At 62.6% G+C, this 13783-nt stretch carries 12 protein-coding genes and 1 pseudogene; 11 read left to right on the top strand and 2 right to left on the bottom strand.

The window, feature by feature from the left end:
- Window positions 1–77: 77 nt before the first annotated feature.
- From OF122_RS12185 to OF122_RS12135, 11 genes are all read left to right on the top strand, one after another.
- Window positions 78–1112 carry an ABC transporter substrate-binding protein gene (locus OF122_RS12185; protein ID WP_264224510.1) on the top strand — a complete coding sequence of 345 codons (1035 nt, stop codon included), beginning with the start codon at window positions 78–80 and terminating at the stop codon, window positions 1110–1112.
- 71 nt (window positions 1113–1183) lie between these two features.
- A complete protein-coding gene (locus OF122_RS12180) occupies window positions 1184–2008 on the top strand; it encodes an ABC transporter permease (protein WP_264224509.1) in 825 nt (274 codons plus the stop codon).
- Entirely contained in the window at window positions 2001–2804 is an 804-nt protein-coding gene (locus OF122_RS12175; RefSeq protein WP_264224508.1) for an ABC transporter permease, read from the top strand. The genes OF122_RS12180 and OF122_RS12175 overlap by 8 nt, the downstream gene beginning before the upstream one ends.
- Before the next feature lie 6 nt (window positions 2805–2810).
- On the top strand, window positions 2811–3854 hold the full coding sequence (locus tag OF122_RS12170; protein ID WP_264224507.1) for an ABC transporter ATP-binding protein: 1044 nt from the start codon (window positions 2811–2813) through the stop codon (window positions 3852–3854).
- Between the two features lie 42 nt (window positions 3855–3896).
- Complete coding sequence (locus OF122_RS12165; protein WP_264224506.1) at window positions 3897–5321, top strand: aminobutyraldehyde dehydrogenase; 1425 nt, start codon at window positions 3897–3899, stop codon at window positions 5319–5321.
- A gap of 44 nt (window positions 5322–5365) precedes the next feature.
- On the top strand, window positions 5366–6286 hold the full coding sequence (locus tag OF122_RS12160) for a LysR family transcriptional regulator (RefSeq protein ID WP_264224505.1): 921 nt from the start codon (window positions 5366–5368) through the stop codon (window positions 6284–6286).
- Window positions 6287–6439: 153 nt separating this feature from the next.
- Window positions 6440–7579: an ABC transporter permease gene (locus tag OF122_RS12155; protein WP_264224504.1), complete on the top strand. Its 1140-nt coding sequence runs from the start codon at window positions 6440–6442 to the stop codon at window positions 7577–7579.
- 3 nt (window positions 7580–7582) lie between these two features.
- Window positions 7583–8362: an ABC transporter ATP-binding protein gene (locus tag OF122_RS12150; RefSeq protein ID WP_264224503.1), complete on the top strand. Its 780-nt coding sequence runs from the start codon at window positions 7583–7585 to the stop codon at window positions 8360–8362.
- A gap of 3 nt (window positions 8363–8365) precedes the next feature.
- On the top strand, window positions 8366–10033 hold the full coding sequence (locus tag OF122_RS12145; RefSeq protein WP_264224502.1) for an MlaD family protein: 1668 nt from the start codon (window positions 8366–8368) through the stop codon (window positions 10031–10033).
- A 140-nt stretch (window positions 10034–10173) separates the two neighbouring features.
- A complete protein-coding gene (locus OF122_RS12140; RefSeq protein ID WP_264224501.1) occupies window positions 10174–10779 on the top strand; it encodes an ABC-type transport auxiliary lipoprotein family protein in 606 nt (201 codons plus the stop codon).
- Between the two features lie 123 nt (window positions 10780–10902).
- Window positions 10903–12414 (top strand): aldehyde dehydrogenase (NADP(+)), encoded by a 1512-nt coding sequence (locus OF122_RS12135; protein ID WP_264224500.1) that lies wholly within the window; start codon window positions 10903–10905, stop codon window positions 12412–12414.
- 91 nt (window positions 12415–12505) lie between these two features.
- Here the strand turns inward: OF122_RS12135 and OF122_RS12130 are convergent, their stop codons facing one another.
- Together OF122_RS12130 and OF122_RS12125 are read right to left on the bottom strand one after the other, a co-directional pair.
- The gene (locus tag OF122_RS12130; protein WP_264224499.1) at window positions 12506–12898 is read right to left on the bottom strand and encodes a hypothetical protein; all 393 of its coding nucleotides are present in this window, start codon (window positions 12896–12898) and stop codon (window positions 12506–12508) included.
- A gap of 9 nt (window positions 12899–12907) precedes the next feature.
- Window positions 12908–13735, bottom strand: a pseudogene (locus OF122_RS12125) (TIGR02587 family membrane protein).
- Window positions 13736–13783: the final 48 nt, after the last annotated feature.

Genomic DNA, 13783 nt, shown 5'->3' with positions numbered 1-13783 from the left:
TTCACCATGCGCGGCCGCCAGAGGGGATGGCCGCGCATCAGCACCACCAGCTTGGAACCAAAGAGAGGATACCAGTCATGAAAATCTACTCTTCAATCGCCCTTTCCGGCGTCGCTGCCCTGATGGCCACCACGGCCTTCGCCCAGGGCGGAACAATCACCATCAATTCCTTCGGTGGCGCCTATGAAGAAGCACACCGCCAATGCGTCATCGATCCGTTCGAAGCCGAGACCGGCGCCACCGTGCAGATCGTCACGGCCTATTCGGCCGATGCTTTCGCCCAGTTGCGGGCCCAGGCCCAGGCGCCCCAGTTCGACGTCATTCACTTCTCGGGCGGTCAGGAAATCGTCGGCGCCCAGGAAGGTCTGCTCGATCCGATCGATCCGGCAAGCCTCTCCAACGCGGCCGACCTTTACGACTTCGCCAAATCCAACCTTGAAGCCGGCGAGGGGCCTGCCTATTCGATCGCTGCGATCGGCATGATCTACAACACCGAAAATGCTCCCGAAGCGCCGTCTTCGTGGACCGATATTCTCGATGAGGCCTATGCCGACCATATCGTCCTGACCGATATTTCCAACGGCTATGGCATGCTGGGCTTTCTGATGCTCAACCAGGTTCAGGGTGGTAGCCTTGACGATATCCAGCCCGGTCTCGACGCGGTCAGTTCGCTTCTGGAAAACGGCGCGATCATCGTTTCGACGTCGCCTGAAATCCAGCAGGAGTTTGCTCAGAACGACGCCTGGGTCGCCCCTTACGCCTCCGACTATGCCTTCACCCTGCGCAACGCGGGCCTGCCCACGGCATTCGTGCAGGGCGAAGAGGGCACCCCGGCCAGCTTCATCACGGCAAACCTTGTCGCCGGCCGCGACAATGACGAGTTGGCTCTCAAGTTCATCGACATGGAGATATCGCCGGAAGCTCAGGCTTGCTTTGCCGATGCCCTGCGCTATACCCCGACCAATTCGAAGGTGGAATTGAGCGAGGAAGTGGCGGCGGACGTCGTTTACGGTCCCGACGCGGTGGCAGGTCTTCTGCGTTTCGACCCGACAGTGATCGAGGCCAACCGCGCCGACTGGGTCGACGCCTGGAACCGCACTATCGCGCAGTAAGCGGATAACCCTTACCCTGCCATGCGCGGATAGTATCCGCGCATGGCGCACACGTTCTCCGAGGCCAATCAATGAGCGACCGTACCGAGAATTCGCTGTTGCTGCTGCCAGGCGCGCTGCTGCTGGCGCTGGCCTTCTTTGTCCCCATCGCCCAGATGCTCATCTTGTCGGTTTCGGGCGAACAGGGACCGACGCTTGATCATTTCACCCGGTTTCTGACCGACAGCTATTATCTCGGCGTTCTCTGGCGCACCGTTCGGCTTTCGCTGCTGATCACAGTGATCTGCGCGGCCATCGGCTTTCCCCTGGCCTATATCATGGCCCGCGTCGGCCCGCGCCTGCGGCTCTGGCTCATCGTGCTGGTCATCCTGCCGCTCATGACCAGCGTTGTCGTGCGCACCTTCGGCTGGATGGTGCTGCTGGGGCGCTCGGGCCTGGTCTCCGAAACGCTCCAGAGCCTTGGCCTGGTGGGCCGCAACTTTTCGCTCATGCAAACCGAGACCGCCATCGTCATCGGCATGGTCCAGGTGCTCCTGCCGTTCATGACCCTTTCGATCCTCGGTGTCGTAACCCGCATCGATACACGCCTCGAAGAAGCCGCCCGCACCATGGGCTGCACGTTCCTGCAATCGCTCAGAACCGTTGTCCTGCCGCTGGCTCTGCCGGGTATCGTGGCCGGGTCTCTGCTGGTCTTCACGCTTTCCGCCTCGTCCTTTGTTACCCCCAATCTGCTCGGCGGTTCGCGCATTCAGGTTCTGGCAGCGTCGATCTACCGTTCGGTGACCCAGACGCTGGATTGGCCCTTCGCGGCTGCCCAGGCGGTTATCCTCTTTGTGGGCATCCTGATCATCCTCGTGCCATATGCGCGACTTGGAGGAGGGCGATCCAATGGTTAAGTCCATTTCCACTCCCTTGCGCGTTGCGACGACGATCTTTGTGGTTCTGACCGCGCTGTTCCTGCTCGCGCCGCTGGTCGTCGTGGTCGGTGTGTCCGTGTCGGAAAGCCAGTTCATCGCCTTTCCTCCCGCCGGGTTCTCGCTGCGCTGGTATGAAAACGTGCTCGCCTCGGATGCCTATCTCGGCGCTGCATGGCTCAGCCTGCAGGTGGCGCTGCTAGTAACGCTCAGCGCGACCCTCATCGGCGGAGCCGCGGCTATCGCCATTCACCGGCGCGCATTACCCTTTTCAGGCGGTCTGGCGACGTTCTTCCTCTCGCCACTCGTCCTTCCCACGATCATCTATGCCATTGGCATGCTCATGCTCTGGAGTGCTCTGTTCGGCCCGGTATCGCTGGTCACGCTCTGGATCAGCCATACCGTCATCACGATCCCCTATGTCGTGCGGACCACTCTGGCCGTGCTCTCGGAATCCGATCCTTTCCTCGAAGAGGCCGCCCAGACCATGGGCGCCAACCGGCTCCAGCGGCTCTGGCTGGTGGTCGTGCCGCAATGCCGGCCGGGCCTGATCGCCGGAGCGTTCTTTGCCTTCAATATCTCCTTTGACGAGGCGGTGCTGGCACTGTTCCTGCGCACGCCCGGGCTCACCACGCTGCCGGTGCAGATTTACGGCCAGCTTGAATTCAGCCCCGACCCTTCGGTGGCCGCCGTCTCCACCATCATGATCGGCATCACCATTGCCCTGATCCTCATCATCGACCGCATGCTCGGCGTGCAGAAATTCGCGAGTTCCTGATTTGCCATGGCTGATGTTCGTCTGACTTCGATCAAGAAATCCTTCGGTCCCGTGCAGGTGCTGCATGGCATTTCGCTCGATATCGCATCGGGGGAATTCCTCAGTCTGCTCGGCGCTTCGGGGTGCGGAAAGACCACCTTGCTGCGCATCGTCGCCGGGCTCGAAGGCGTCACCAGCGGCAGCGTCGAGATCGACGGCACAGATGTAACCCGGCTGCCGCCCGAAAAACGCGACATCGCCATGATGTTCCAGTCCTACGCCCTGCTGCCGCACCTCTCGGTGTTCGAAAATGTGCGGTTTCCCCTCAGGATGCGTGGAATCGGCAACCGGGACGAACAGCAGGACAAGGTTCGCGGCGCCCTCGATACCGTCCAGCTCGGGCACCTGGCCGACCGCAAGCCGACCCAGCTTTCGGGCGGCCAGCAGCAGCGCGTGGCCTTGGCTCGGGCCATCGTGACCCGGCCATTGGTCCTGTTGCTTGACGAACCGCTGTCCAATCTCGACGCCCGCCTGCGCGAAGACATGCAGGTCGAACTGATCGAAATCCACAAGCGCCTTGGGCTGACCACGATCTTTGTGACCCACGATCAGGAAGAGGCGCTGAGCCTTTCCGACAGGATCGTGCTCCTCAATCAGGGCAAGATCGAGCAGGAAGGCGCGCCGGCCGAAATCTACTCCCAGCCGCGCACCGGCTATGCGTCGAACTTCCTTGGAGCGGCCAATCTTCTCCCCGCCACCATTTCGGGCCGCAGCGCCAGGCTCGCCGATGGCCAGACGCTGGAACTCGGTTCAGAAGCCCAAGGAGAACGCCTTCTGGCCATGCGCCAGGAAGACCTCGTGATCTGCCCCGCCAATGAAGGCCAGATCACCGCCACGGTCGGCACCCGGATCTTTCTGGGCGCCCGGAACCGCTACGTCCTGCGCCTCGCCGATACCGAACTGCGGGTCCTGGCTGGCACCGATACCATCTACGAGCGCGGCGACAAGATCGGCCTCAAGATCGACCCCGCGCGCATCAGGGTGCTCGACGAAAGCCCGTCCAACGCCTGACCCGTCGCCCCTGGCTGCGCACCGATTATGGAGAATTGCATCATGGAAACCCGCCTCTTGATCGATGGCGCCTATGTCGCCGGGCAGGGACCGAGTGAAACAGCGTTCGAACCGGCCCTTGGAAAAGTGCTTGCCGAAGTGGCATCCGCCGATGCCGGTCAGGTCGAACAGGCTGTAACCGCCGCACACCGCGCCTTTGGCGAATGGCGCAAGACCACGCCCAAACTGCGCTCGCGCCTGTTGTGGGCCATAGCCGACGCCGTGGAGGCCAACGCCGACGCGCTGGCCCATGTGGAGTCGCGCAATGCCGGAAAGCCCGTGCGCTTCGTCAAAGCCGCCGAACTGGCCAATGTGGCTGACGTGTTCCGTTTTTTCGCCACAGCCGCCCGCAACATCCCCGGCGTTGCCGCCAATGGCTATCGCGCCGACAATATGGTCTCGATGCTCCGGCGCGACCCGATCGGGGTGGTGGCCTCGATCGCCCCCTGGAACTATCCGCTGCTCATGGCAGCCTGGAAAATCGCTCCCGCGCTCGCGGCCGGCAACACCGTGGTCATCAAGCCGTCTGAAAATACCCCCCTCAGCCTTCTGGCCCTCGGTGGTCTTCTCAACGACATCTTGCCCAGGGGGGTCGTCAACATCATCTGCGGCAATGGGCTCGATGTCGGCCAGAAGCTGATATCGCACCCCTTGGTGCGGATGATTTCGCTGACGGGGGATGTGAGGACAGGTCGAGCCGTTCTCAAGGCCGCCGCCGGCGAGACCATCAAGCGCACCCATCTCGAACTGGGCGGCAAGGCCCCGGTGATCGTCCTCAAGGATGCCGATCTCGACGCCTTGGTCGAAACGCTGCGCGAAGCGAGTTTTTATAATGCCGGCCAGGATTGCACGGCGGCGTGCCGGATTTTCGTCGACCGCGCCATCCTGCCCGATCTCAACGCGCGCATGAGCCAAATGGTCGGCAGCCTTGTCTATGGCGCGCCCGAGCGCGATGACGTGGAATTCGGGCCGCTGATTTCGAGGGCACAGCAGGACCGTGTCGCCGGGTTCGTCTCTCGTGCCAAATCGGAAGGCGCGGAAATCCTGTCTGGCGGAAATACGCCGGACGGCGAAGGGTTCTTCCACGAGCCGACCCTCGTCCAGGCCGGCATTTCCAGCGAGATCGTGCAAAAGGAAGTGTTCGGTCCGGTGGTGACCATAACCCCCTTCGATACGCCCGACCAAGCGCTCGAATGGGCCAACGCGTCCGAATACGGCCTGGCGTCCTCGGTCTGGTCCCGCGACGCATCCTCGGCCATGTCGATCGCCAACGCGCTCGAATATGGCGTGACATGGGTCAACACTCACGGCGTTTTCGCCACCGAGATGCCCCATGGCGGAATGAAGAATTCGGGCTATGGATCGGATTTGTCCATGCAGTCGCTGCTCGACTACACCCAGGCTCGCCACGTCATGATCGCGTCCTGAGCAGGGCCCTTTCCCTCGGGTGGATGGCGTTCTAGAAGATAGCCATGCGCATACTCGACATGAAGACCTTCGTGGTTCTGGCCCGCAACCGCCATTTCGGCCGGACGGCGGAAGAGCTCAACACGACCCAGCCGGCCATTTCCAGCCGGCTGGCGGCCATCGAGCGCGAATTTGCCTGCCGGCTGGTCGAGCGCGGAGAAGGGCGCTTCGCGCTCACGCTCGATGGCGAGCATGTGCTGCGCCATTTCGAAACCATTCTCGAAAACATAGAAACCCTGCGTGGTGAAATCGGCGAGGGCGCCGGCCATGCCCCCGGTCCGCTCCGCATCGGGGCAATCGATTCCGTGTCCTCGACCTGGATGCCGCTGCTGATCGACTCGCTTCACCACACCTTTCCCAACCTCAAGATCGAAATGACGGTCGATGGGACCAAGCCCTTGCTCACCGGCATGCGCAAGGGCGATTTCGATCTGGTCTTCTGCCTCCATCCCGTTCTCGACGACGGCTTTCGCAACTACACGGCCTGCGTCTTTCAGATGACCTGGGCCGGCTCGCCGAAACTGATCGATCCCGATCGCACCTATTCTGTCGCGGCGCTGGCCGATATGCCGATCATCTCCTTTCCCAAGGATTCCCCGCCATACCAGATGGTGGCACCGTATTTTCACGACGAGCAGGTTCTCGCCTCAAAGCTCACCAGCTGCAATTCGCTCTACGCGATCATCAACCTTCTTATCGACGGGTTCGGCGTCGGAGCCGTCCCCAGCGTCACGATCAGCCGCGAGCTCAGTTCAGGTCTGCTCAATCCGATCAAGGTCGCCAAGCGATTCCCGCCGATGCCGATCATTGCCAGCTATCAGGCATCCACTCAGCAGGATTTCATCAGGCGGGTCGTCAGGAGAGCGCGCGCAACCGCCGAACACTACTGTGCAAAGGTCAATCCGGCCCACGCCTGGATCGATTGAGGGGGCAGGCGGGCGCCCGCAGCGCCGAGTGCGGCCACAACCTGGTGAAGCTTGCCACCCTGTCGGGACAAGCGCCAATCCGCATGTTAAGGAATCGCCAAGGACTGCCCCGTTCCGGTGGGCGTCCCGCACGGGAGTATAAGCTCAGACTTGATGACCCAGCTCGATGAGCCCAGGATCGAGATGTCCGGCGCAGACGGTGTTCTCGTTGCGCGTCTTTCCGGCGCGTGGACTACGCAATGGACGCAGCAGATCCAGGCGCGGATCGATTCGGCCTTTTCCGCTCATACCGTGCCGTCCCGCCTTGAGTTCGATCTGAGCGGGGTGACTGCGCTCGACACGGTCGGCGCCTTCCTTCTGGCCCGCCGCCGCGAAGAAATGGGGCAGGGCGTTCAGACCGCGATCACCGGAACAACTCAGGCGCAGGAAGCGCTTTTAAGCCACGTCAATGCCATAGAGCCGCACGCTCCTGTCGCCAGGCACAAGCTGCCCTGGCTTGTGCGCCCATTCGACGAACTGGGCCGCATGACCGCCAATGCGCTGGGCGATGTGGTCACCATTCACGCCGTTCTTGGCCGGGTGATGGCCGCGGCCGGGGCCACGCTCACCTTTCGCGCCCCGTTCCGGCTTGCTGCGCTGGTCAACCAACTCGATCTGATCGCCTTCCGCGCCGTGCCCATTGTCATGCTCATTTCGGTGGTGGTCGGCGCCATCATCACCCAGCAATCCATTCTCCAGCTCAACAATTTCGGCGTGGCGATCTATGTGGTCGATCTGGCCGCCATTCTGATGCTGCGCGAGGTCGGGCTCCTGCTCGCTGCTATCATGATCGCCGGCCGGTCGGGTTCGGCCATTACCGCCGAGCTGGGTTCCATGCGCATGCGCGAGGAACTCGACGCGCTCAAGGTCATGGGGGTAGATCCCTACCAGGTGCTGATCCTGCCGCGCATGATCGCGCTGTTGATCGGCCTGCCGTTCCTGGCGTTCATCGGGGCGCTGTCCGGACTCGTGGGCGCGGCTGTCGTAGCCTTGGTCTATGGCGGCATCCCGTTCGATATCTTTCTTGAACGGCTGCAGGACGCGCTCAACATGCAGACGCTCATGGTCGGCATGGTCAAGGCGCCCTTCATGGCCGTCATTATCGGCCTGGTCGCCACCAACGAGGGGTTCAAGGTGAAGGGCAGCGCCGAATCTCTTGGCCGCCACACCACGGCGTCCGTCGTGCGCGCGATTTTCCTGGTCATCGTCGCCGATGGTCTGTTCGCCATGTTCTTTGCGGCCATCGGAGTTTAGCGCATGGTCGATACAACCACACCCGATCCCATCATCTCGATCCGCGACCTCGTCGTGGGCTTTGGCGACCGCAATGTCATCGAAGGCTTTTCGCTTGATGTGCGCAAGGGCGAAGTGCTCGGCATCATCGGCCCGTCCGGCTCGGGAAAATCGGTGACCTTGCGCGCGCTGATCGGCCTTTTGCCCAAGCGCGCCGGCACAATAGAGGTCTTCGGCCAGGATTATGCCGGCATGTCCGTGCGGGACCGCGTGGCCGTCGAGCGCCGCTGGGGCGTGCTGTTCCAGCAAGGGGCTCTGTTTTCCTCGCTGACGGTCCTGGAAAACGTCGAATTTCCCATGCGCGAGCATTTCGACATTCCCCGAAAGCTGCGTCGCGAAATCGCCCGCTTCAAGATCGATCTCGTCGGTCTCAGCCCCGAATCGGAAAACCTCTATCCCGCTGAATTGTCGGGCGGCATGATAAAGCGCGCCGCTCTGGCCCGCGCTCTGGCGCTCGATCCCGACATTATTTTCCTCGACGAGCCCACCGCCGGGCTCGACCCGATCGGCGCCGCCCGGTTCGATGAACTTGTGTTGAGCCTCAAGACGGCGCTGGGGCTTACCGTCTATATGGTCACTCATGACCTCGACAGTCTTGTAACAGTCTGCGACCGTATCGCTGCCATCGGGCAGGGCAAATTGCTGGAGGTCGGCACGCTGGCCGAGCTGCAGGCTTCCGATGACCCCTGGCTCGTCGATTATTTCCACGGCCCGCGCGCCAAGCACCATCTGGAGCATCACTGAGCGATGGAAAACAAGGCCAATTACGCCATCGTCGGCGCCTTTGTGTCCCTGGTCATCGCCGGGTTCATGGGCTTTGTCTATTGGTTCTCGGTTGCCGATCAGGTCAGCGAGCGCGCCGTCTATCGCATCGTTTTCGATGGAGCGGTGACCGGCCTGGCACCCGGCACCACCGTTCTGTTCAACGGTCTGCCGGTCGGAACGGTCGAGGCGGTGTCCATCAATCCCGAAGATCCCAGCCAGGTGCTGGCCCGTATCGGCGTGGAAGCCGATGCACCCGTGATGAACGACACCCGCGCCATACTCGAGGTGCAGGGGCTGACCGGCTTTGCCAACATCCAGCTTCTGGGCGGCACGCTCGAAGCGGGCCGGCTTGAGCCGCAACCGGGTCAGACGATAGCGGTCATGCGCGGCGAGGCGTCCGATTTCCAGCTGATCATGGAAGGCGCGCGCGACATTATCGCCAGCGCTGAAACCACCTTCGAGCGCATCGACGCGTTCTTTGCCACCAATGAAGAGCGCCTGACCTCCACCCTTACCAGCATCGATGAGCTATCGAGCGGGCTTGCGAATCTGGTGGCCGGCGCCGGCGACGGGTCCGATTTCGACGCTGTGGTTTCCAATGTCAGCACGGCGCTTGAAAGCGCCACGGCGACGCTGTCCGAGCTTGAACTTCTGGTTGCCGACAACCGCGAAAGCCTCACCGCGACCATCGCCAACGCGGAGACCTTTTCCAACGCCCTTGCGTCCAATTCCGAGGGCATCGACGGCTTCCTGTCCTCCATGACCGCCACCAGCGAACGCATCGGCCCGCTGGCCGATGAATTGCGCGATTTGACCGTCCAGGTCCGCGAGATCGTGGCCGCGATCCCGCCTGAGGACGTGCGCTCCACCGTCTCCGACATCGGCGCCTTCGCCCAGACGCTGGCCAACAATACCGAGAACATCCAGGGCTTTTTCGACGACGCGCGCTCCCTGGCTACCAATCTTTCGGGTGTCTCGGACGGTCTGCAGGGCACCCTCGACCTGATCGATCGCGCTTCCTCCGCCGTCGATCCCGAAGTCATTGCCCGCGCCATGGACAATATCGACGCATTCTCGACGGCGCTGGGCAACAATGCCGTCAATGTCGATCAGATATTGACCAACACGCGCACCTTCACCGAAACCCTCGGCAACGCCACCGAACGGGCCGATACCATCATCGCCCGCATCGACGGTATGATCACCACCGAGGACGGGCGCATGCTGTTCGAGGAATTCGGCGCCACCGCGACCGCGTTGCGCCAGCTCATCGACCGTGTCGACGGCATGGTGGCATCCGAGGATGGTCAGTCGCTCTTTGCCGATTTCAGCGCTGCGGCCACTTCGATCCGCGAACTGTCCGATACGCTCAACACCGTCGCCGCGTCCCCCGAGGGGCAGCGGGTCATCGCCGACATCGCCTCGGCGGCCAACTCCATCGAAAGCCTTGCCAATGCGCTCGACGAGCGCACGCTGGCCATTTCCAACGGCCTTGTCACATTCACCAACAACGGTCTGGGCGCCTACACCACCCTCGCCAACGAGGCGGTACGGAGCCTTGAGCTGTTCAACCGCGTTATGCAACAAATCGAGCGCAATCCGCAGTCGCTGGTGTTCGGCGGAGAAACCGTGCGAGAGTTTACGCCGTAACAAAAGCGTTCCCAGCAAAAGTGGGCACCGGTTTTGCGGTTCGGGAACGCGACAAAGGAAAGCGAAGCGTTCCCAGCAAAAGTGGGCACCGGTTTTGCGGTTCGGGAACGCCGACAGAACAAGAACCAAGGACGAGCCAGATGTCTGCCAAAATCGGCCGCCGCGCCTTTCTATCGATGTCTGCCATCGGTCTCACCTCGACGCTGGCCGGCTGCTTCAGCCTGGGCGCCATCGCGCCGGTCACCTACGATCTGACACCGGGCACACCCGGTCCCGTCGCGCGCCGATCCAACCGCACCATCGTGGTGCGCGAACCCGCGACCATTTCGACCTATGACACCCAGCGCATTGTCGTGCGCCAGCCCGGTGGCGTGCTGAGCTACCTCAGCGACTCTCAATGGTCCGATACACTCCCCATGCTCGTCCAGACGCGCATGCTGCAATCGTTCCGCGATGCGGGGCTCACCAATATCGGCAAGCCGACCGACCCGATCGCGCTCGATGTCATCCTGTCCACCGACATTCGGGCTTTCGAGCTCGATACCACCGGTGGCGGCGCCATGGCGCGGGTCGCGCTGGCCATTCAACTCGTCAGCGACCGCAGCCGCACCGTAATCGCCAGCCAGACCTTCAGCGCCGATGTTCCTTCGTCATCCCTCGATCAGGCCAATGTAGTCGCGGCCCTCAACAGCGCCCTCGATGCCATCCTGCGCCAGATCGTCGAATGGACCGCCACCCGCATCTGAGCGGAAAACTTTTGTCGTTGCGCAGTTTGCGGGGTTGTAAAAAGACCTTGCGGACAATAAGTCATACTTAATCCTCCTGGCGGGTTTACCGCCACCCCATCCCCCAATTTCGGAGAGTTTCCCATGAGTTTCACCCCTTCCGGCAAGCATCTGATCGCGGGCGAGTGGGTTTCCGGCGCGGGAACCTTCGCCTCCGAACCGGCATCCGGCCCGAGTCACGAATTCGCCGTCGGCACGCCCGAACTCGTCGATCGCGCAGCCAGGGCCGCCGAGGAAGCCTTCTGGTCCTACGGCTACTCCTCGCGCGAAGACCGTGCGGCGTTCCTCAACCTGATCGCCGACGAAATCGAGGCACGCGGCGCCGACATCACCGAAATCGGCTCACAGGAAACCGGGCTTCCCGCGGCGCGCCTCGAAGGCGAGCGTGGCCGGACCACCGGCCAGTTGCGCCTCTTCGCCGATCACATTTTGAAGGGCGATTATCTCGACCGCCGTCACGATGCGGCACTGCCCGACCGCAAGCCCGCCCCGCGCCCTGACCTCAAGATGGTCCAGCGCCCCATCGGCCCGGTCGCCGTCTTCGGCGCGTCCAACTTCCCGCTGGCCTTCTCCACCGCCGGTGGCGATACCGCAGCGGCGCTTGCTGCTGGCTGCCCCGTCGTCGTCAAGGGCCATGGCGCCCATCCCGGTACTGGCGAGATTGTCGCCCAGGCCATCGATGCCGCGCGGAAAAAGCTGAACCTGCACCCCGGCGTGTTCTCGCTCGTGCAGGGCGGTGACCGCTCGGTTGGCCAGGCGCTGGTCCAGCACCCCGATATCAAGGCCGTGGGCTTTACCGGATCGCTCGGCGGGGGCAGGGCACTGTTCGACCTGTGTGCCGCCCGCCCCGAGCCCATTCCCTTCTTTGGCGAACTCGGTTCGGTCAATCCCATGTTCGTTCTCCCCGGCGCGCTCAAGTCGCGGGCCGAGGAAATGGGCAAGGGCTGGGCCGGATCGCTGACCATGGGTGCCGGCCAGTTCTGCACCAATCCCGGAATTGCCGTTGTGATTGAGGGCGATGAAGCTCGGACCTTTATCGATACCGCCAAGGCCGCCCTTTCCGAAGTCGGCCCCCAGACCATGCTGACCGACGGCATCGCCAAGGCCTATCGCGATGGCCGCGACAGGATTGCCGCATCATCGGGCGTTCAGGAGCTTCTCACGTCCACCTGCGATCTCCGCAACGCCACGCCGTATCTGTTCGAAACCGATGGCGACACCTGGCTGGCCAACCACGCGCTTGGAGAAGAAGTGTTCGGCCCGCTCGGACTGATCGTCACCGTCAAGGACGAAGACCAGATGCGCCAGATCGCGAAGTCGCTGCAGGGCCAGTTGACCTGCACCATCCACATGGATGCCGGCGACACCGATCTGGGCCGTTCGCTCATGCCCATCCTCGAGCGCAAGGCGGGCCGCGTGCTGGCCAACGGCTTCCCCACCGGCGTGGAAGTCGCCGATGCCATGGTGCATGGCGGCCCATACCCCGCCTCGACGAACTTCGGGCACACCTCGGTGGGCACCCTCTCCATCCGCCGCTTCCTGCGTCCGGTCAGCTACCAGAACATCCCGGACGCTCTGCTGCCTGCAGACCTTTAGAGTGCGGTCAGAAAAAGTTGCAGACTTTTTCGGTTCGACCGCGCGACATCAATGAACCTGGAGCGCTGGCCCGGCCTGTTGGGGCAGCGCGCTAAGGGTAAGTATAACCCACGATCCGGAGCGTCAGTCGCTCCGGATCGATCTCTTGTGAAAACCCCAGTCCAACCGCGGTATCACTTTCCGCCGGAAGATAGTCGAGCGTGACCCTGGCGGTTTCGCTTTGGCCGCCGCCCAGCGCAACGGCGCCCTCGACCACCACGTCCGAAATCGTGACGTGACCCTGATTGCTGATAGTGACCTCGACCGCATAACCGTCCGCGACGGCCAGTGTCTTGCCCAGGGCAAATCCGATCTGCGGCTCGCCTCCGGTTCGGGTCAGGGCTTCAAAGGCAATAAAGCCCGCCAGCGCCAGCACAAGCACCGCGCTCGCTGCGGCGACGATCCATTCGACCTGCTCACCTGATTTACCTTTACCGGGTGCCATCACGCGCTCCTAAAGGATCAGCCGCGCCGCCGAGGCGCCAATGGCTGCTGGAAAACCGAGTACGACCGTAACCCGCAACGCTCTCTCGAATGCCATGCCGTCAATCTGGCCGAGCACCCACAGGCTTGCCAGGCTGATCACCAGCGCCACCATGTAGCCCGAGACGGTGAAGCGCAGGAACGCGCTCCACCAAGGTGTTTCCGGCGAAATTTCGCTGCCGCCCGCAAACGAGGCGGCAAAGACGAAGGCATGCATGAGGGCCAGCGAGAGCGGAATCAGCGCCAGCGCGTGCCAGGCTGTCATGCGAAAGGAAATGAGCTGCATTTCTTCGGTCGGTGCCACGTTGAGCGAGAGAAACAGCGCCCCTGCTGCCATGATCAGCATTTCGCCGCCGAATGTTTCTTCCCTTTTGGCCGGCTCGGAATCGCCGCCGAACTGGGCCCGCCCTAACATGGCGCCGAGCGCGGCGGGAAAGGTCTGGATCGCGATTTTCCCCATCGTCTCGCTCAGGCTTCCTGGACTGCCCAATATGGCCAGCACCACCATGATCGCCGAGCTTGTGACGATCCCGATGCCATAGGCGATGGTTACATCCCGCAAATCCTGCCGCCAGTCACGTGTGCTTTCGAACCCGATCTCGCGCGAAAGCCGCATCAGGAAGGGAAACCCGACAACCAGCAGAACCAGCAGGCGCCAACGGTCCAGCGTCATGCCCAACTGTCACATCTCCATGGTCATCAGCATGGGCAGCGCAAATATCAGGGCGCCACCAGCGCCGCGCAGCAGGCCAATTGGAAACAGGCCCTGCTGTTGTTTCGATTGCGCGCGCGTGGCCACGGGTCGCCTATCCATTATGACAGATACGGCGATAACGGGCCCCAGGCG

The organism is Pelagibacterium flavum (genome assembly GCF_025854335.1).
Taxonomy (GTDB): domain Bacteria; phylum Pseudomonadota; class Alphaproteobacteria; order Rhizobiales; family Devosiaceae; genus Pelagibacterium; species Pelagibacterium flavum.
This window is presented reverse-complemented; position numbering and strand designations above follow the sequence as displayed.